Genomic DNA, 18359 nt, shown 5'->3' on the forward strand with positions numbered 1-18359 from the left:
GGACAAAAGCGTAGCTTTGCGGCCAAATACCGTGGGACAACGCCAAAACCGGAAACCCAATCTCTATGGGGCAGCTCGGCAAACTTATTCATGAGGTCTGCTGTTGAGATGCCAAATATGCCGGGATTTTGCTAAGACCTTGCTTGGTAAGAACTTAATAATCAATTTATTAACCTCTCCCTGAAACCCCATGAGTGAAGAAAACCTACGCTATTCCAGGGAAGAACTGGCTGAGTTTGCGGAGATCATCCAGGACAAACTCAATGCCGCCCGCAAGGAAGTAGCATTCATCAAAGAAACCTTGAGTCGACGCAACGATTCGGGTACCGACAACACCGCTTCCTCCGCCAAAGTGCTGGAAGATGGGGCTGACACCGCTGAAAAGGAAAGCATGAACCAGCTAGCCTCCCGGCAGATGAAGTTCATTCAGCAGCTCGAAAACGCCTTGGTCCGCATCAAAACCGGAACCTATGGTGTGTGCATCGGCACGGGCAAGCTGATTCCGAAGGAGCGGCTGCGAGCTGTGCCGCATACGCAACATTCTATTGAGGCCAAAATGGCCCGGCGCGACTAACCCCGTTCCGTATCTACATCCTTGCCCGGACTTTCGGCAGGCGACCTTCACGGGCCGCGCCGCTGGTCCGGGCACTGTTTTCCGGGCTACTTCGTTAGCTCACTGATTTTTCCTCCGATTTTATTTTCATTTCGTACCGTAGCGATACGGCACTTATACCTTGCAACCATGGGCAAGAAACACAACGAAGACAGTTCCGCCCGGCGCGGCCGCCCCGGCGACCGGCCAACCGGTAATTTTGGCAACAGCGGTGGTCCGCGCAAGTTCTCGGCCCGCCCCGGCGAAGGCGGCTACGGTAGTGGCAGCCGCTCCGGCAACGACGCTGGCGGCCGCGACTCCTCCTCCCGTCCCTCCGCCGACCGTTCCACGAGCCGTCCTGGCTCCGGTTTCGGTGGCAACAAGCGCTTTGGCGGCAGCGAAGGCGGCCCTAAGAAGTTTGGTGGTGCTCCCGGCAGCTTTGGCCGGGGCGAGGCTTCCGGCAATCGGGGCGGTTTTGGTGGGCCACGCCGCGAGGGTGGCGACGACCGCCGCTCCTTTGGTCGGGACAATGACCGCAACGCCCCTCGCCGGTACGACGACCGCAACGAGGAGCGGCGCGACGAGCGCCCCGCCCGTCCGTACGAACCCAAAGCCAACTGGCCTGGCCAGCCGTACCGGCAGGAAGGCAAGCCCGCCGTACCGCGCGGCGGTTCGGGCGAGCGGAACCGAAAGTTTAATAAGGTCAGCCCGTTTGAGCAGCCGAAACCCATTGTGCCAGTGCCACCGGTAGCTTTCCAGCCGGAAGAGCGCGATGCTGATACGGGACCAAACCGGGCTGTTCGTCCGGCGCGTCCCTTCGATTTCCGGTCGGTGCCCGAAGGCTTCAATCGTGAAGAGCCTACGCCGGAGCGTCGGGACACGGGCTTCTCGCGCGACCGGGATGAGCGCCGCAGTGCGCCGGACCGCCGCGACAGTGGCGTTGACCGCCCTGAGCGCCGTGGAACTCCAGACCGCCGCGAAAGCAGCGCTGGTAACCGCAGCTTTGGGGAACGACCTAATTTTGCGAATAAGCCTTACGGTGACAAAGGCGCTTTCCGGAAGGACGACAAGCCACGCGGCGCTTTTGGCGACAAACCCTACGGCGATAAGCGTGAGGCGCGGCCCTACGGCGAGCGTTCGGAGAAGCCAGCTCCCTCCAACCGGGCCGATAAGCCGAAGCGGGGAGAAATAGCAGGTGAAGCGCCCGACTACAACAGCCTGCGGCATTACGAAGAAGACAAAAACCGGGGCAACAAGCGGCGGCGCGTTGAGGAAGAGGCTAGCGCCGATACCACGCGTCTGAACCGCTACATTGCCAACGCGGGTATTTGCTCACGTCGGGAAGCCGACTCGCTGATTGCCGCCGGTGAAATAAAGGTGAATGGCCAGGTAGTAACCGAAATGGGCTACCAGGTGCAGCCCACCGATACCGTGCAATACGGCAAGACCAACTTGAAGCGGGAGAAGCATGTGTACGTGCTGCTCAACAAGCCCAAAGACTTCCTGACGACGACAGATGACCCCGAAGGCCGCCGGACGGTGATGGAGCTGGTGGCTACCGCGTCGAAAGAGCGGATTTTTCCGGTGGGCCGCCTCGACCGCAACACCACGGGCCTGCTGCTCTTTACCAACGATGGAGAAGTAGCCCAGAAACTGTCGCACCCTTCGCATAAAAACAAGAAAATCTACCAAGTCGAGCTGAGCCAGCCGCTGACGGAAGAGCACCTTCGGCAGATTGCCGAAGGCGTAGAGCTGGAAGATGGCAAAGCAGATGTGGACGACGTGGCCGTAGTAGCCGGTAATGCCCACTTCGTAGGAATCGAGCTGCACTTGGGGCGCAACCGCATCGTGCGGCGCATCTTCGAGCATCTGGGCTATGAGGTTGTGACGCTGGACCGGGTACAGTACGCGGGGCTCACCAAAAAAGACCTGCCCCGCGGCAAATGGCGCTTCCTGAGCGAAAAGGAAGTAATTCGCCTGAAGTATTTCCTTTAAGAAGCAACCTACGGGCTGGCTGTTGACTCATACAGCCAGCCTGTTTGGCTTCGTGCCGCTACCAGTGGCAGTGAAAGCCTGCTGGCCCAAGCACGCAGAACTCTCCTGACCCACTCCATGCGGACGCTGGCCCTCGACATTGGTAACACCGCCGTGAAATATGGCTGCTTCGAAGGCGACCTGCTCTTTGAAACGGCTGTGGTCGACTCGGTGGCTGCTGTGCCTGAGCTACTGGAGAAGCTCCAGCCCGCCCATGTCATCGTAAGCTCCGTCGCGGAGGATACAACGGCAGTGGTGGCGCAGTGGCAAAGCCAGGTGAGTGGACGGGTGTTGGCGTTTCAGCCGGCGACTACCAAGCTGCCTATTGAAAATGCGTATGCTACGCCGCACACGCTCGGGGCCGACCGGCTGGCCGCCGCCGTGGGGGCGGCCTGGTTCTGGCCCGGTCACGATACGCTTATCATTGACGCGGGCACCGCCATTAAGTGCGACTGGGTAGAGCAGGGGCGTACGTTCAGGGGCGGGAGTATTGCGCCGGGCCTGCGGATGCGTTTTGAGGCCTTGCACACGTTTACCGGCCGTTTGCCGTTGGTAGCGATGCCCGCCGAAACCGCTGCGCCAGTGCCCTTAACCGGCGACGATACGCAGGCCGCTATTCGTAGTGGCGTGCTAAATGGGGCCGTGGCCGAGGTGAACGGAATAATTGAAGCCTACCGGGCTCAAAAGCAAGATCTGCAGATCGTATTGGCCGGGGGCGACGCCGGCTTTTTTCAACCACGGCTGAAAGGCCGTATCTTTGTCATTCCGGAGCTTGTGCTCATCGGACTTCACCGAATATTGGTGCATAATGTTGAAAACTAAATCGGCTGGCTGCGTAGGGCTGGTAGTACTGGGCCTGATGGCCGCATCGCACGCTAAAGGCCAAGGCCTGGGCAACTCACCCTATTCGCGCTTGGGGCTGGGCGACTACACCCCCAACCTGGGTGGGGTCCGGCAGCAGGGCATGGGTGGCGTCGGCTTGGCGGCTCCCAACAGCACCAACGTCAACGACATCAATCCGGCGCTGCTATATTATACTTCCCGCACAACCTACGAGGCGGGCTTTAATGGACAGTATAAAACGCTGCGCAACGCTACGTCGTCTAATAAGACGGGCAGCGCCACGCTGGGCTATCTGGCGTTGAGCTTCCCCATTTCCAAAAACTGGGCTGCCGCCGCCGGCATTAAGCCACTCAGCTCCGTCGATTACGAGTCGAATACCATTGAAATGGTGCCCGGCGACCCGAATAACGCCCGGGTAATTAAGCAGCAAAAGGGCGAAGGAGAAGTCACGGAAGCCTACGTGGCTCAGGCCTACAGCCTGGGCAAAGGGCTGACGCTGGGGGTAACGGCCTCCTACATCTTCGGCACGATAGACGAGTCGATTGGGAGCACCGTGGTGCCGGCTAACACAACGTCCACTGCGGACATCACCAAATCGGCTATTGCCGACCAGGTTCATTATTCAGATTTTGCTTTTCGGGGCGGGCTGCATTATCGTGGCAAGGTCAGTGAAAAGCTGAACTACAATCTGGCGGGCGTTTATAGCTTCCAGACGAAACTCAACGGCACGCGGCGCACTACACTTCGCCGGGAGGATGTCTCCGGGCTGCTCGTGGAAGAGATTGTAGTGGCGGAAGACGAAAAAGGCTCCTCCTCGCTGCCGGCCCTCACCCAGGTTGGGCTCAGCCTCGACAACAACAAGAGTTGGAGCGCGAGCCTGGATATAGCGCGGCAACAGTGGTCGAACTTCAGAAGCTTCCGCAATGCCGCTACTGCCACGGCCCTCGATAACACCGTGCGCGTGGGCGTGGGTGGTGAGTTTACGCCCGATGCTACAGCCGTTGACAACTACTTCAAGCGCATCAGCTACCGGGCAGGTCTGAGCGTAAATCAGCTGCCCTACCGGCCCGATAACAAGGTCCTGTATGATCGGGCCGTTAGCTGGGGCTTTGCCCTGCCGATGCCCTCGGCCACGCCGCTCGACGCTACCATTGTCAGCCTGGCCTTCACCTATGGGCAGCGCGGCAACACGGACAACAGCACGCTCGTCGAAAACGGCGTGTCGCGCACAATCAGCAACGTGAAGGAAGACTACATCCGGATGCAGCTGGGCGTGACGCTCAACAACCGCTGGTTTATCAAACGTCGGATTGAGTAAGCATCGTTTTGCCATGTTGGGTCCGCGTGCGAGGTGGTGGTTGCTGGCTGTGGTACTGACCACTGCCAGCGGGTGCCAGAAAAAGGACGTGGAAGTCGCCAAGAAGATCATCTACAAAGGACCGGCCGCCGAAACGACTAACGTGCTGACCCTGCTCAGCGACTCGGCCAAGCTGCAGGTTCGGCTGACGGCTCCCGTGGAGCAGACCTTCGAAACCGGCGACCAGATTTACCCCAAAGGCGTCAAAGTCAATTTCTACGACGCCGACGGGCAGACGGTGATAAACACGCTGCAAGGCAAATATGCCAAGTTCGACAAGGCCAAAAACCTTTATGTAGTGCGCGGCGACGTGCGCGTGGCCAACCAGGTAAAGCAGCAAACGATGAACACCGAGGAGCTGTTCTACGACCGGGTGAAGGCTATTATCTATACCCAGCCGGCAATGCCCGTGCGCGTCCAGACCCAGACGGAAGTGCTGACCGGCAACGGCCTCACGGCCACCCAGGATTTTTCGCGCTACAGTATTCTGAAGCCGACCGGTATTTTTACCCTCACCCAGCCGGCTCCGGCTAACTAACTGCTCCCTATGCGCATCGACCGGTCTTTGTGGCGCACTGTTCTGTTTTCGCTGGCTGTCGTCGCCTTTGTTATTGGCGTGTACCAGACGCTGGTGGAGAACAATCCCCAAGTGCCCATGGAAAGCCTGAAGCGTAACTACTGGCTGTTTATGATTTCGTTTGCCTGCACGATGGGCTACCGCTATATGGGCCGCGCAGAGGAGCCGGCGGCTGGTAGCATTCCGGCTGCTAAGCCGGCGGCGCGCAAGAAGCCGAAGCCATCGGCCGGCGGAAAGCGGAAGCGCTAAAAACCGAACCGCCCTTTCCAGGCAAACGACGGTTCGGCAACAGGCTTTCTATCAGCTTACTGCTCGTCAACCCGGCTTCCGGGAAGCTTCGCTTTGAATGTCCCGTGGATTCTGGTTATTTTGCGCCTCTTTCTACTTTTCTTACCGCGCTTTTTTTCAAGTAAATGGCATTAATTAACACGATCCGAGAAAAATCGAGCTGGGCTGTTGGCATCGTTGCCATCGGTTTGCTGCTCTTTATCGTCGGGGGAGACCTGATAGGCGGTAAAAACCGTCTGTTTAACCGCAATGAGAATTCGGTAGGCGAAATAGCCGGTGAGCAAGTAGACTACGCTGACTTTCAGGCCGCCTTGGAGCAGGCCAAGCAAAATTATATTTCGCAGCAGGGCCGCCAGCCCGATGAGCAGGCACTCGGCTATCTGCGCGACCAGGCCTGGAATCAAACCATCTACCGCATTGCTTTCCGCAAGGAATTCGAAAAGCTGGGCCTCGCGGTATCCGATGACGAGCTGACGGACATGGTGCAGGGCAAAAATGTGCATCCTAGCATCCGTCAGGCCTTCACCGACCAGCAAACGGGCCAGTTCGACCGCAACAAGGTGGTAGAATACCTGAAAAACCTCGATAAGCTTCCTCCTCAGTCGCGGGATGCCTGGTATAGCTTCGAAGCCAACCTGGGGCCGGAGCGCATGGGCAACAAGTACAACAACCTGCTTAAGCTTTCGACCTACGTGACCAGCGCGGAGGTGAAGCAGTACAACGAAAACCAGAACAGCCGCGCCAGCATGCGCTACCTGTTCGTGCCGTATTTCTCGATTTCGGATTCGGCCATCAAAGTGACGGATGCCCAATTGCAGGCGTATCTGGACAAAAACAAAGGCCGCTATAAGGTAGAAGATGGCCGCAGCCTCGAGTACGTCACCATTCCGGTAACGGCCTCGGTAGATGACAGCAGCGCCGTCAAGAAGTCGGTAGACGAGCTGGCCGCCCAGTTTCGTACTGCTCCCAATGATTCGCTGTTCGTGAAGCTCAACTCGGATCAGCCCTACAGTGCGGCCTACGTGACGCCGGCCGATATGCCCGAGAAGCTGCGCCAGCAGCTGCCGCTGCAGGTTGGTCAGGTATATGGCCCTTACGCCGAAAACGGCGTGACTTCCATTTTCAAGGTGACGGGCCAAAAGGCCGGGGCACAGTCAGCCGCTCGCGCCAGCCACATTCTGATTAAAACGGAAGGCGCTACGCCCGAAGCCAAAGCCGTAGCGCTGGCCAAAGCCAAAGACATTTTAGCCAAAATCAAAGGCGGTGCCGACTTCGCTGCCATGGCTCGTCAGTTCGGTACCGATGGCACGACGGCCACCGGCGGCGACCTGGGCTGGTTCACGCAGGGCCGCATGGTACCCGAGTTTGAGAAAGCCGTATTCGGGGCTACCACCGTTGGCTTGCTGCCCAATCCGGTAGAAACCTCGTTTGGCTACCACATCATCAAAATAACGGCTCCGAAAACCAGCCAGACCTATCAGATTGCCGCCGTTCAGAAGAACATCGTGCCTTCGGATGCTACGCGGGAAGGCGCTTATGCCCGGGCCCAGGAGTTGAAGGGCAAAGCCACTGACCTGGCTTCGTTCCGGGCTGCCGTAGCCGCCGACAAAACCTTGCAGAAGCAGGAAGCCAAAGGCCTGGGCCGTGGCGACCGTGCCGTGAACAACCTGCAGAACGCGCGGGAAGTAGTGCGCTGGGCGTATGCAGGCCAGGGCGGAAAGAAGACCGAAATCGGTGAAGTATCGGAAGTCTATGAAATCGGTGACCAGTACGTTATTGCTGTTCTCACCGGGGAGCGTGCCAAAGGCACCGCTGACGTGGCTAGCCTGAAGCCGGAGCTGACGGCCGCCGTTCGCAACGAAGAAAAGGCCAAGCAGATCATGGCTAAGCTGGAAGGCAAGAAGGGCACGCTGGAGCAAATTGCCGCCGCTTTTGGCGCTACGGCCCAGGTGAAAACAGCCGATAACGTGGTGCTGGGTTCGGGCGTAGTACAGGGCCTGGGCGGCGAGCCGCTGGCCGTGGGCAAAACATTTGGCCTGAAGGCTGGCCAGCAGTCGGCCCCGTTCCAGGGTGAGCAGGGCGTGCTGATTGTGGAGCCCGTGAAAGTAGAAAAGCCCACCATCCCGACCGACGTGAAAGCCATTCGTCAGCAGCTGACGGCGCAACGGTCGGCCCGGGCCGATGGCGCTATCTACGAAGCTGTGAAGGACAACGCCAAAATCAAGGACGAGCGTACGAAGTTCTTTTAAGCCACCAAAAGACCAAGAGCACGAAAAGGGCAGTATCTTCGGATACGGCCCTTTTTATTTGGCCCCACAGCCATCCTGCTTCGTCGGGTTGGCGTCTGTCTCTCCGTAAGGCGGTTCAACTACCTGGCGACAGGTGCAGCTGGTTTTCTGAGCCGAAGGAATGAAAGTATGCCGGGTCCGGTTTACTGCATTACAGTTGTACTCTACTGGATTCTGCGTTATGCGTCTTTTTTCTGTGCGTCGCTTGGTGAAAAATGGTGTGGCCCTGGGGCTGTGCCTGTGCTTGGGAATGGTACCGGGGTGGGCGCAGGATGAAGGGGGAGTAGCCCTGGCTCGGGAGTATGCCCGGAAAGGCGAGAATGAGAAAGCCGCTTTTCTTTTCGGTCGCCTGCGCACCGAAGAGCAGGCTTCTCCCAACGTGTTGCCCGATTACCTGACGGTGCTACAAAACCTGAAGCGCTACAAAGACGCGGAGAAGCTGGTAAAAAAGGCTATTCGCCAGCGCCCGGAGGAGACGTCCTACGGCGTGGCGCTGGGCAGCCTCTACACCGCCGCCGGCGACCCACCCGCCGCCGCCAAGCAGTATGAGCGCGTGGTGGGGCAGCTCACGGCTGCGCAGGTAGTGCCCGTCGCTACCGAGTTTGCCCGCCGCGACCTGCCCGAATGGGCTGAGAAAGCCTACATGCGCGGCCGGACTTTGGCCAAGAATGAAACCGAGTTTGCCCCGCAGCTCATTCAGCTCTATACCCAGGCCGGCCAAACCGACAAGGTGATGGCCGAGACACTACGCTTGGTGCAGGACGACGAGCAGCAGCTGCCGTTTGTGCGAAACATGCTCCAGAACAGCCTGCGGGAAGACAAGGACTTCGATGCGCTGGAGAAAGTGCTGTTTGCCAACGTGCAAAAATTCCCGGAGCGGGCCGTGTATAGTGAGTTGCTGCTCTGGCTGCAGATGCAGCGCCGCGACTTCACCGGGGCCCTGGTGCAGGCCAAAGCCCTTGACCGGCGCGGCCGTACCGAAGGCAGCCGCGTGATGGAGCTAGCCGCCATTGCCCAGCGCAACAAAGACTACGAAAGCGCGATAAGTGGCTATGATTACGTGATTCGGGAATACCGGGGCGGCATGTACTATAGGCTGGCCCGGCAGCGGCTGGTGCAGGCCCGCGAGGAGCAGGTGCGTTCCACGTATCCCGTCGATCCGGCCAAGATTCGGGGGCTTATCGGTGAGTATCAGCAGGTGCTGACCGAGCTGGGCAAGACGCCCGAAACGGCATCGGTGCTGCGCAACATGGCCGCTCTGCACGCCTTCCAGCTCGACGAGAAGGCCCAGGCCATGACGATGCTGCAGGAGGTTATCGACATGCCGCGCGCCAGCCTCGACGTAGTGGATGAGGCCAAGATTAACCTGGCTGATATTTATCTGCTGCGCAGTGAGCCCTGGGAAGCCACGCTGCTGTATTCGCAGGTAGAAAAGACCCACAAAGACTCGCCGGTAGGCTACGAAGCCAAGCTGCGCAATGCCCGCCTGAGCTACTACGCCGGCGACTTTAAGCTGGCCAAAAGCCACCTTGACATTCTGAAGGAAGCCACCAGCCGCGAAATTGCCAACGATGCCATGCAGCTGAGTCTGCTCATCACCGACAACACGGCTATGGATACCGCTGGCGTGGCGCTACGCGACTATTCGAGCGTGGAGCTACTCGTGTTCCAGAACAAGCTGCCCGAGGCGCTACGGGGCCTCGACAACCTGTTGCAGAAGTACCCCGGCCACGCGCTCACCGACGATGCCTGGTACCTAAAGGCTCAGCTCCAGCGCCGAATGGGCGACTATCCCGCCGCTCTAGCTACGCTGGAGAAGATTACGGCTAACCCCAAGTACGATGTGCTCAGCGACGACGCCTTGTTTCTGACGGCCAGCATCGCGGAAGAAAACCTGCAGGATCGGGAGAAGGCCAAGCTGCTCTACAACCAGCTGCTGGTAAAGTATCCGGGGAGCATCTACACGGCTGAGGCTCGCAAGCGCTTCCGTAAGCTGCGCGGCGACGCCGTAAACTAGGATGGAAGTATAACGCGGAGTGAGACTTCGCGCGGCAGCCGCGCCGCTGCCCGGTGGCTACCGAAAGAAGATAAACATGATAGCCAGCGCCAGCAGAAATACCACGTACATCAGCCCGTCGGTGAGGATGTATTGTTTGTATTTCTGGTAAAACGCGAGCAGCTTCTTCATAGGAACGGATTCAGTCGGCGGAGCGCAAAACTACGCATTCGTACCTGGTGCGACGGGTACCAATCGGGCGGACGGGGTTTTCTTCTTACTTTTGAAGATAACGCCCGCAAGGGTCTGCTGCCGATTATGGAAAAACGATGGATTCGCAAGCCTGCGCCTGAGCCCACGCAGGTCCGGCACCTGGCCGCCGCCCTGCGCGTAAATGAAACCATCATCGCGCTCTTGTGCCAGCGCGGGGTATGCTCCTACGAAGACGCCTTCCAGTATTTCCGGCCCCGCCTCGACCAGCTGCCCGACCCGCTCCGCATGCGCGACATGGACCGCGCGGTGGAGCGCCTGCTGCACGCCCTGCACGAAGGCCAGAAAGTGCTGGTATTTGGCGACTACGACGTCGATGGCACTACTTCCGTGGCGGTCGTCTACTCGTACCTGCGGACGCTGTTTGGCCCCGAGCGAATCGACTATTACATTCCCGACCGCTACAAGGAAGGCTACGGCATTTCGGAAATGGGCATCGACTACGCGGCGGCCCAGAATTTCAGCCTCATCATTGCCCTCGACTGCGGCGTAAAAGCCGTTGACCGGGTTGACTACGCCAATGAGCGGGGCGTCGATTTTATCATTTGCGACCACCACTTGCCCGGCGCCGAGCTGCCTAAGGCCGTGGCCGTGCTGGACCCCAAGCGCACCGACTGCGACTATCCGTTCAAGGAGCTTTCGGGCTGTGGCGTGGGCTTTAAGCTGATGCAGGCGCTGAGCCAGCACTTGGGGCTCGACGAAGCGCCGCTGCACGAGCTACTGGATTTAGTGGCCGTGAGTATTGCGGCCGATATCGTGCCCATTGGCGGGGAAAACCGCATTCTGGCGTACCACGGGCTACGCTTGCTCAATGACCGCCAGCGCGAGCAGCGGCCGGGCATCGAGGCCTTGCGCGAACTGGCGGGCATGCGTGATGGTGAGCTGACCATCAGCAGCCTGGTCTTCGGATTCGCGCCGCGCATCAACGCGGCCGGACGCATGGGCGACGCCAAGCGCTCGGTGGCGATGCTGCTGGCCGAAACCAAGGAAGAGGCCGTGGAAAAAACCGGCGTAATCGACAAAACCAATATGGAGCGTCGGGGCTTCGACACCAGCATCACGAAAGAGGCGCTGAGTATGATTGAAGACGACTTGTCGTTGCGCAATGCCCACTCGACGGTGCTCTACAAGGAAGACTGGCACAAGGGCGTCATCGGCATCGTGGCCTCGCGCTGCCTCGACAAATATTACCGCCCGACCATCATTCTGACTCACAGCAACGGCAAAGCCACCGGCTCGGCGCGTTCCGTGGTGGGGTTCGACGTGCATCAGGCCATTAGCGAGTGTGCCGATTTGCTCGACCAGTATGGCGGCCACATGTACGCGGCCGGCCTCACGCTGCCCGTCGAAAATGTGTCGAAGTTCCGGGAGCGGTTTGAGCAGGTCGTGGCCGGCCGCATTCTGCCGGAGCAGTTGATTCCACCCGTCGAAATCGATGGCGTTCTGCGGCTCGACGAAATTACGGATAGCTTCTACAAGCTTCTGCATCAGATGGAGCCTTTCGGCCCCGGAAATTCCAACCCTGTTTTTGAGTCGGAGTGCGTATACGCCACCCCGGATTCGGCTCGGATTGTGGGCAATTCCCATCTGAAGCTTACCCTAACCCAGGATGGTCACCATACCGTGGACGCCATCGGATTTGGCTTGGGCGAATATCACGAGCGGATTACCGACGGGCACCCGTTCAATGTGTGCTACACGGTGGAAATCAACGAGTACCGGGGGCATAAGACCCTGCAGCTGCGCGTAAAGGATATCCGCTGGGCGGAGTAGCGCGCCCTGCGGTCAACGGAGAAAGTGAGGGTCAATTTCTCTGCCTCGGCTGTGCATCGGGCTTGGTATGCCACCACACCCAAAGGATGAGCACGGCTTGCAGCGGCAGCCGGGCCCACGCCAGCCAGGGCGCTACGCCCATTCCGGCCCCACCCGTTTGGGCCATGTACACATTAGCAGGAAATACGGCCACTAGCAGTGCAATCAGACCCCAGGCGGCCCAGCGCCGGGTGCGCCGGGGCAGCAGCAGCAGCCCCAGGACCACCTCCGCGACGCCACTCGCAAACACAAGCGCCCGATGCCACGGCAGGTAGGGCGGCATGAGGCGCAGATAGGGCTCGGGGCGAAGAAAATGCAGGATTCCGGCCGCTACGAACAGAACGGCTAGTGTGTAGAGGCTGATGGTTTTGAGGCGGGACATTGGCAGCGGTAGAAGCAGATAGGGTAGGGCAGCGTACGGTGCGGCCACTGGCTTGGGCGGGGCGCAGCAGAAAACCACCGGCTCGAAAGGCCGTCAACTTACGTATTCACGGGGCAACTTTGGCTGCCCCCGCGTACTGTGGTACCTTCGCCAGGCGTTGTAGCCCTGCTTAACTATCTTGTTTCTATCCGAATGAAACTGTTTGTTCTTGCCCTTCTAGGGCTAGCTACGGCGGCTCCGGCCGTAGCCCAGCAGCCTGCGGGCTACCAGATTTCCCTCGACCTGGAGCATGCCACCAACGACCAGGTCCGGGTCGTTATGTTGACGCCCCCGGTGAAGGAAGCCCAGGCGACCTACGTGATGCCCTCCGTGGTGCCCGGCTCGTATGCCAAAAAAGACTACGGCCGCTTCGTCCAGGGCTTCACGGCCCTGGACCGCAAAGGCCAGAAGCTGAAGGTGAAGCAGCAGGGGCCCAATCTGTTTGTAATCGACAAAGCCCCGAGCCTGGCCCGCATCGAATACCTCGTGGACGACACCTGGGACAGCAAGCAGGACGACGGATTCATCTTCCAGCCGGGGGGCACCAACTTCGAAGCCGGCCAGAACTTTGTGCTGAACCACTACGGCCTCTATGGCTACCTCGAAGGCTACAAAATGCAGCCTTACCAGGTGACGGTAGCCAAGCCGGCGGCACTGTACGGGGCCACCTCGTTGCCGGTGCGCCGTGCCACGCCCACCCAGGACGTATTCACGGCGGCCAGCTACGTGGAGCTGGCCGATGCCCCTATTCTGTACAGCAAGCCCGATACGGCCAGCTTCGCCACGGGTGGGGCGCGCATTTCGGTGTCGGTGGTGTCGGAGACGGGGGCGGTGAAGGCCACGCAGGTGCGCGAGATTATGCGGCCTATGGCCGGGGCCCTGACGAAATTTTTCGGGCAAATGCCGGTGCCGGCCTACCATTTTCTGATGTATTTCCCGAGCTTTTCGTCGCCGCTGGCCAGCAAAAACGGCGGCTACGGGGCCATGGAGCATTCCTACTCCTCCCTGTATTTTCTACCCGAGGTGCCCTCCGAAGACCGGTTGCGCAGCATGGTGCAGGAAGTAGCTTCGCACGAGTTTCTGCATATGCTGGCGCCGCTTAACATTCATAGCCGCGAAATCGGCGAGTTCGACTTCCGGAATCCGAAAATGTCGCAGCACCTGTGGCTTTACGAAGGCGTGACGGAATACCTGGCCCAGCTGGTGCAGGTGCGCGGCGGCCTGAGTACGCCCACCGAGTTTCGGGAGCGAATGAAGGAAAAAATCGACAAAGCGGCCAAGCACCCCACGGTTTCCTTCACCGAGATGAGCCGCAACATTCTCGTCGCGCCCTACAAGGATATGTACGACAACGTGTATGAGAAAGGGGCGCTCATTGGCTTGCTGCTCGATATTCGCATTCAGGAGCTAAGCCAGGGCCGGCAAACCCTGCGCGACGTGCTGCTGGCCCTGCGCACTACCTACGGCCCCACGCGCTCCTTCGACGATGCCGCCCTGATTCCGGAAGTAGTAGCTCTGACCAACCCCGCCCTGCAACAGTTTTTCGACCAGTACGTCATCGGCAACCAGCCCTTGCCCTACGCCGACTACTTCGACAAAATCGGGTGGCGCTACCGGGCCACGAGCCACGCTACCGTCAAGGCTTTCGGGCAATTGGGCTTCAGCTACGACACCGATAAAAAGCAGTTTCTGGTGGCCAGCACCAAGCCCGACCAAAACGCCTTTGGGCTGCAGGAAGGCGACGTAATACTGGCCGTAAACGGAATGCCCGTCGGAATGGAAAACGCCGAGAAGCTGCTGCGCCCGTTGGTAGAGCCGACCAGCAGCGACGTGGTCAACGTCCGGTTTCAGTCGGCGGCTTCCAAAACGCCCCAGGAACGGCAGGCGGCCCCCCGCGAATTCGAAGTGGACATTAAAAACGCGCTGGATGAAACTCCCGCGCCCACGCCGGCCCAGTTGCGGCTGCGCGCCCAGGTTCTGACGCCGTTGGGGTAGCTACAGCGGCCAGCACCTAGCGGTGGTGGCGCGCTTGGCAGCCGTCGAGCCTTGCCGCTCCGGCTTCTACTTTCTAACGCCTACCTTTACCCCAATGATTCTGCGCGCCGAACACTTAGTCAAAACCTACAAATCCCGAACCGTTGTCAACGACATGTCGCTGTCGGTGGAGCAGGGCGAAATCGTGGGGCTATTGGGGCCGAACGGCGCTGGCAAAACCACCTGCTTCTACATGACGGTGGGTATGGTGAAGCCCAACAGCGGCAAGATTTTTCTGGATGATGAGGAGATTACCAAGCTGCCCATCTACCAGCGCGCCCGGCGGGGGGTCGGCTATTTGGCCCAGGAAGCTTCCGTCTTCCGCGACCTGTCGGTGGAGGAGAATATTCTGGCCGTGCTGGAGATGACCAACATGCCCAAAAAAGCCCAGCGCGATAAGGTGGAGGAACTGCTGAACGAGTTCAGCCTGACGCACGTGCGCAAGAACCTGGGTCGGGTGCTGAGCGGCGGCGAGCGGCGGCGCACCGAAATAGCCCGCGCCCTGGCCGTCGACCCCAAATTCGTGCTTCTGGACGAGCCTTTTGCCGGCGTCGACCCCATTGCCGTGGAAGAAATCCAGGGCATTGTTGCCAAGCTCAAGCACAAGAATATCGGCATTCTCATCACCGACCACAATGTGAACGAGACGCTGAGCATCGTTGACCGCGCGTACTTGCTGTTCGAAGGCAAGTTGCTGAAGGCTGGTACGGCCGAGGAGCTGGCCGCCGACGAAACCGTGCGCCGCGTGTATCTGGGCAAACACTTCGAATACAAGCGGAAGATTTAACCTCCGTCTCACCTACCTGGGAGCGGCTGCACAGCCTTGGCAGGTGGGCTTGCGTATAGGCTCCGCGGAGTTGCCCGCCAGCTTCGTCATCACCCGGCACCGAATTCTGCATGATTGATTCTATTCTGACGTGGACCGTACAGCGGCGGTTGGCCAGCATCGAGTATTTCCGCCAGAATCCGCATGAGGTGCAGGCGCGGGTGCTTCAGGCGCTGCTGCTCAAAGCCCGCGCTACCGAATGGGGCCAGCGCTACGGGTTTGCCGATGCGCCCAGTGGGACCGAGTTTGCCCGGCGGGTGCCGGTCAGTACCTACGAGCAGCTGTATCCGGCCATCGAGCGGGTGTTGCGGGGGGAGCCTGACGTGCTGTGGCCCGGCCAAGTACAGTGGTTTGCCAAGTCCAGCGGCACGACCAATGCCCGTAGCAAGTACATTCCCGTCACCCGCGAATCGTTGCGGGAATGCCACTACCGCGCCGGCCGCGACATGACGGCTTTGGCCACGTCCTTATACCCGGAAAAACGCGTGCTGGCCGGTAAAACCTTGTCATTGGGTGGCACGCATGCGCCCAACCCATTCCGCCCGACGGAGGAAGCGTCCCGCGTGGGCGACGTGTCTGCCGTCATCATGCAGAATCTGCCCTCCTGGGCCGAATACCTGCGCACGCCGCCGCTGGAAATGGCGCTGCTGGACGAGTGGGAAGAGAAAATAGAGCGCATTGCCCGCCACGTGCTCAGCATCAATGTATCGGTGCTGGCCGGCGTACCCACCTGGATGATTGTGCTGCTGCGCCGGGTAACGGAGCTGGCCGGGGCCGGCAACATTACGGAGGTGTGGCCCAACCTGAGCTTGTTTCTGCACGGAGCCGTGGCCTTCGGTCCCTACCGGGAGCTGTTCCGGCAGCTTATCCCCGCCGAGCAGATGCGCTATCTGGAAATCTATAACGCGTCCGAAGGCTACATAGCGCTCCAGGATCAGCGCGACTCCGAAGACTTGCTGCTGCTGCTCGACCACGGTATTTACTACGAGTTTATCCCCCTTGAGCAGGTAGAAAGCGAAAACCCGCAGGCCTTGTCGCTGGAGCAAGTGGAGCTGGGCTGCACCTACGCGCTGGTGCTCAGTACCAACGCCGGCCTGTGGCGCTACGCCATCGGCGACACCGTGCGCTTCACCTGTCTGGCTCCCTACCGCCTCAGGATTACGGGCCGCACCAAACATTTTCTGAATGCTTTCGGCGAGGAAGTGGTCATCGAAAATGCCGATGCTGCCATAGCCGCCGCCTGCCGGGCCACCGGGGCCACCGTGCGCGACTACACCGCTGCCCCCATCTATTTCGATGCTGCCAATACTTCGCGTGGGGGCCACCAATGGCTGATAGAATTCAACGAGAGCCCACCGAATCCGGCGCATTTTACGGCCACGCTCGACCAAACCCTGCGCGAGCTGAACTCGGATTATGCTGCCAAGCGCCACCGCGACCTGGCCCTCAGCCCGCCGGTACTAACCATTGCCAGTACGGGAGTCTTCACGCGGTGGCTGGCCAGCAAAGGTAAGCTGGGCGGCCAGCACAAAGTGCCACGCCTGAGTAACTCCCGCGCCATTATCGAGGAAGTTTTATGTCAGCTGTAGCAGGTGGCGTTGGCGCAATTCTCCCGGCATAGTGCTAGTTTATGGGAGTCGTATAAAAAATAAGGTGGCTTAGTATTACCCGCAAAGTGAAGATTGAGTAAATCTCGGCTTGTAGTAGAATTAGCTGCTATTCGCTTGTAAATCAAGGTTTATGGCTGTTTGCAAGGTTGTTTGCCTCTTGTCATTGCTGGCTCGCCCATAGGCGCTGAAATACCGCATTAAATTCTATATTGTGGAATTGTTAACGTTCACGCCCACACCCGTGCCCGCTATTCCAACCTCTTCCTCCCGCCCGTATGTTTCCCGCCGGAAACGTAGCCGCTCGTCCGATTCTTCTGCGCTAAGTACAAAAGCCACGGCTGGTCTGCTGAGTCTGCTGATCGTTGCGTTGCTGGTGAGCTTGGCCATCATAGCCGCCACCCTAACCAACGAGGGTGGGAGCAGCGAAACGGCCCAAACGGCCAGTGCTGCTATTCCCGATTCGCCTGCGAACCGGGAATAGCAGCACTGGCTCGCCCAAAACGGGCCTATTGGTCTAATGCGCCGCCCACCAAGCGGCCCAGCACTCCGCCGCTTTCCTTGGAGGCATTGCCGCCAGTAGGAGCCAGCGCCTGAATCAGCTTCTTCACGGGCATCGACTGTAGCCATACCCGGCCGGTACCCTGCAGGGTGGCTAGTAGGAGGCCTTCGCCGCCAAAAATCATCGATTTGAGGCCACCGGCCCGCGCGATGCTAAAGTTGATATTCGGCTCGAACGCTACCACGCAGCCGGTATCGACGCGTAATAACTCATTGTTGAGCTGCTTTTCGATAATGGTGCCCCCGGCATGGATAAAGGCTTTGCCGTCGCCCGTAAGCTTCTCCAGGATGAATCCTTCGCCGCCAAAAAAGCCGGCACCGAACTTCTGGTTGAAGTGAATACCAATCTTGGTGCCCCGGGCCGCCGCCAAAAATCCGTCTTTCTGCACGATCAGGCCATTGGGCATTGTGCCCAGGTCGATAGGAATGATGGTGCCGGGGTAGGGCGCGGAGAAGGCTACCTTGCTTTTGGCCGTGGTTCCCCGGTGTGTGAAGTGCGTCATAAACAACGACTCGCCCGTCATCAGGCGGGTGCCAGCCGAGAACAGCTTGCCCAGAATACCTTGGTCGGGCTCCGAGCCGTCGCCCATTTTCGTCTCGAATGCTATGCCTTCTTCCATGTACACCATGGCCCCAGCTTCGGCTATTACGGTTTCGTTGGGGTCCAGCTCCACTTCCAGAACCTGAATGTCGGAGCCGAGAATGCGGTAGTCTACGTCGTGGGAAAGCATAAGCAGAAAAGTTAGGAAGAATAAAAGAACCCAAGTATAGTAAACTGGCAATAATCAACGGGGATTTGCCGGAAATGAAGAAGCCATTCTCGGGTAAGAATGGCCTCAACTAGCAATAGGAT

15 protein-coding genes are annotated in these 18359 nt (G+C 59.3%); 13 read left to right on the top strand and 2 right to left on the bottom strand.

Annotated elements, in window-relative coordinates; translation table 11 throughout:
* Positions 1–190 precede the first annotated feature (190 nt).
* From E5J99_RS14115 to recJ, 9 genes are all read left to right on the top strand, one after another.
* Positions 191–574, top strand: coding sequence for a TraR/DksA family transcriptional regulator (locus tag E5J99_RS14115; RefSeq protein ID WP_135498463.1), 384 nt, complete (start codon positions 191–193; stop codon positions 572–574).
* Between the two features lie 168 nt (positions 575–742).
* A complete protein-coding gene (locus E5J99_RS14120) occupies positions 743–2587 on the top strand; it encodes a pseudouridine synthase (RefSeq protein ID WP_135498464.1) in 1845 nt (614 codons plus the stop codon).
* Positions 2588–2704: 117 nt separating this feature from the next.
* Entirely contained in the window at positions 2705–3448 is a 744-nt protein-coding gene (locus E5J99_RS14125; RefSeq protein ID WP_135498465.1) for a type III pantothenate kinase, read from the top strand.
* Positions 3435–4787 carry a hypothetical protein gene (locus E5J99_RS14130; RefSeq protein ID WP_135498466.1) on the top strand — a complete coding sequence of 451 codons (1353 nt, stop codon included), beginning with the start codon at positions 3435–3437 and terminating at the stop codon, positions 4785–4787. Before E5J99_RS14125 ends, E5J99_RS14130 begins: the two co-directional genes overlap by 14 nt.
* A gap of 13 nt (positions 4788–4800) precedes the next feature.
* Entirely contained in the window at positions 4801–5364 is a 564-nt protein-coding gene (gene lptC, locus E5J99_RS14135) for an LPS export ABC transporter periplasmic protein LptC (RefSeq protein ID WP_135498467.1), read from the top strand.
* 9 nt (positions 5365–5373) lie between these two features.
* Positions 5374–5652 carry a hypothetical protein gene (locus E5J99_RS14140; RefSeq protein ID WP_135498468.1) on the top strand — a complete coding sequence of 93 codons (279 nt, stop codon included), beginning with the start codon at positions 5374–5376 and terminating at the stop codon, positions 5650–5652.
* 164 nt (positions 5653–5816) lie between these two features.
* Positions 5817–7940, top strand: a complete 2124-nt coding sequence (locus tag E5J99_RS14145; RefSeq protein WP_135498469.1) for a peptidylprolyl isomerase — start codon at positions 5817–5819, stop codon at positions 7938–7940.
* Positions 7941–8160: 220 nt separating this feature from the next.
* Positions 8161–9996 (top strand): tetratricopeptide repeat protein, encoded by a 1836-nt coding sequence (locus E5J99_RS14150; protein ID WP_245318987.1) that lies wholly within the window; start codon positions 8161–8163, stop codon positions 9994–9996.
* Between the two features lie 297 nt (positions 9997–10293).
* The gene (gene recJ / locus E5J99_RS14155; protein ID WP_210114451.1) at positions 10294–12018 is read left to right on the top strand and encodes a single-stranded-DNA-specific exonuclease RecJ; all 1725 of its coding nucleotides are present in this window, start codon (positions 10294–10296) and stop codon (positions 12016–12018) included.
* Positions 12019–12049: 31 nt separating this feature from the next.
* Here the strand turns inward: recJ and E5J99_RS14160 are convergent, their stop codons facing one another.
* Positions 12050–12439: a DoxX family protein gene (locus E5J99_RS14160; protein ID WP_135498470.1), complete on the bottom strand. Its 390-nt coding sequence runs from the start codon at positions 12437–12439 to the stop codon at positions 12050–12052.
* Between the two features lie 192 nt (positions 12440–12631).
* Between E5J99_RS14160 and E5J99_RS14165 the strand changes: the two genes are divergently transcribed.
* From E5J99_RS14165 to E5J99_RS14180, 4 genes are all read left to right on the top strand, one after another.
* On the top strand, positions 12632–14473 hold the full coding sequence (locus E5J99_RS14165; protein WP_135498471.1) for a M61 family metallopeptidase: 1842 nt from the start codon (positions 12632–12634) through the stop codon (positions 14471–14473).
* A gap of 94 nt (positions 14474–14567) precedes the next feature.
* Positions 14568–15299, top strand: coding sequence for an LPS export ABC transporter ATP-binding protein (gene lptB / locus E5J99_RS14170; RefSeq protein ID WP_135498472.1), 732 nt, complete (start codon positions 14568–14570; stop codon positions 15297–15299).
* Between the two features lie 110 nt (positions 15300–15409).
* Complete coding sequence (locus E5J99_RS14175; RefSeq protein WP_135498473.1) at positions 15410–16927, top strand: GH3 auxin-responsive promoter family protein; 1518 nt, start codon at positions 15410–15412, stop codon at positions 16925–16927.
* 232 nt (positions 16928–17159) lie between these two features.
* Complete coding sequence (locus E5J99_RS14180; protein ID WP_135498474.1) at positions 17160–17429, top strand: hypothetical protein; 270 nt, start codon at positions 17160–17162, stop codon at positions 17427–17429.
* 25 nt (positions 17430–17454) lie between these two features.
* Here the strand turns inward: E5J99_RS14180 and E5J99_RS14185 are convergent, their stop codons facing one another.
* Positions 17455–18237: a TIGR00266 family protein gene (locus E5J99_RS14185; RefSeq protein ID WP_135498475.1), complete on the bottom strand. Its 783-nt coding sequence runs from the start codon at positions 18235–18237 to the stop codon at positions 17455–17457.
* Positions 18238–18359 lie beyond the last annotated feature (122 nt).

It is taken from the genome of Hymenobacter elongatus, assembly GCF_004745955.1.
GTDB classification, from domain to species: Bacteria; Bacteroidota; Bacteroidia; order Cytophagales; family Hymenobacteraceae; genus Hymenobacter; species Hymenobacter elongatus.

Coding starts and splice junctions, on each gene's coding strand:
- E5J99_RS14120 (WP_135498464.1), top strand. CDS start 743: ATGGGCAAGAAACACAACGAAGACAGTTCCGCCCGGCGCGGCCGCCCC.
- E5J99_RS14160 (WP_135498470.1), bottom strand. CDS start 12,439: ATGTCCCGCCTCAAAACCATCAGCCTCTACACACTAGCCGTTCTGTTC.
- E5J99_RS14140 (WP_135498468.1), top strand. CDS start 5,374: ATGCGCATCGACCGGTCTTTGTGGCGCACTGTTCTGTTTTCGCTGGCT.
- E5J99_RS14185 (WP_135498475.1), bottom strand. CDS start 18,237: ATGCTTTCCCACGACGTAGACTACCGCATTCTCGGCTCCGACATTCAG.
- E5J99_RS14165 (WP_135498471.1), top strand. CDS start 12,632: ATGAAACTGTTTGTTCTTGCCCTTCTAGGGCTAGCTACGGCGGCTCCG.
- lptB (WP_135498472.1), top strand. CDS start 14,568: ATGATTCTGCGCGCCGAACACTTAGTCAAAACCTACAAATCCCGAACC.
- E5J99_RS14150 (WP_245318987.1), top strand. CDS start 8,161: ATGCGTCTTTTTTCTGTGCGTCGCTTGGTGAAAAATGGTGTGGCCCTG.
- E5J99_RS14145 (WP_135498469.1), top strand. CDS start 5,817: ATGGCATTAATTAACACGATCCGAGAAAAATCGAGCTGGGCTGTTGGC.
- E5J99_RS14125 (WP_135498465.1), top strand. CDS start 2,705: ATGCGGACGCTGGCCCTCGACATTGGTAACACCGCCGTGAAATATGGC.
- E5J99_RS14115 (WP_135498463.1), top strand. CDS start 191: ATGAGTGAAGAAAACCTACGCTATTCCAGGGAAGAACTGGCTGAGTTT.
- E5J99_RS14175 (WP_135498473.1), top strand. CDS start 15,410: ATGATTGATTCTATTCTGACGTGGACCGTACAGCGGCGGTTGGCCAGC.
- recJ (WP_210114451.1), top strand. CDS start 10,294: ATGGAAAAACGATGGATTCGCAAGCCTGCGCCTGAGCCCACGCAGGTC.
- E5J99_RS14130 (WP_135498466.1), top strand. CDS start 3,435: ATGTTGAAAACTAAATCGGCTGGCTGCGTAGGGCTGGTAGTACTGGGC.
- lptC (WP_135498467.1), top strand. CDS start 4,801: ATGTTGGGTCCGCGTGCGAGGTGGTGGTTGCTGGCTGTGGTACTGACC.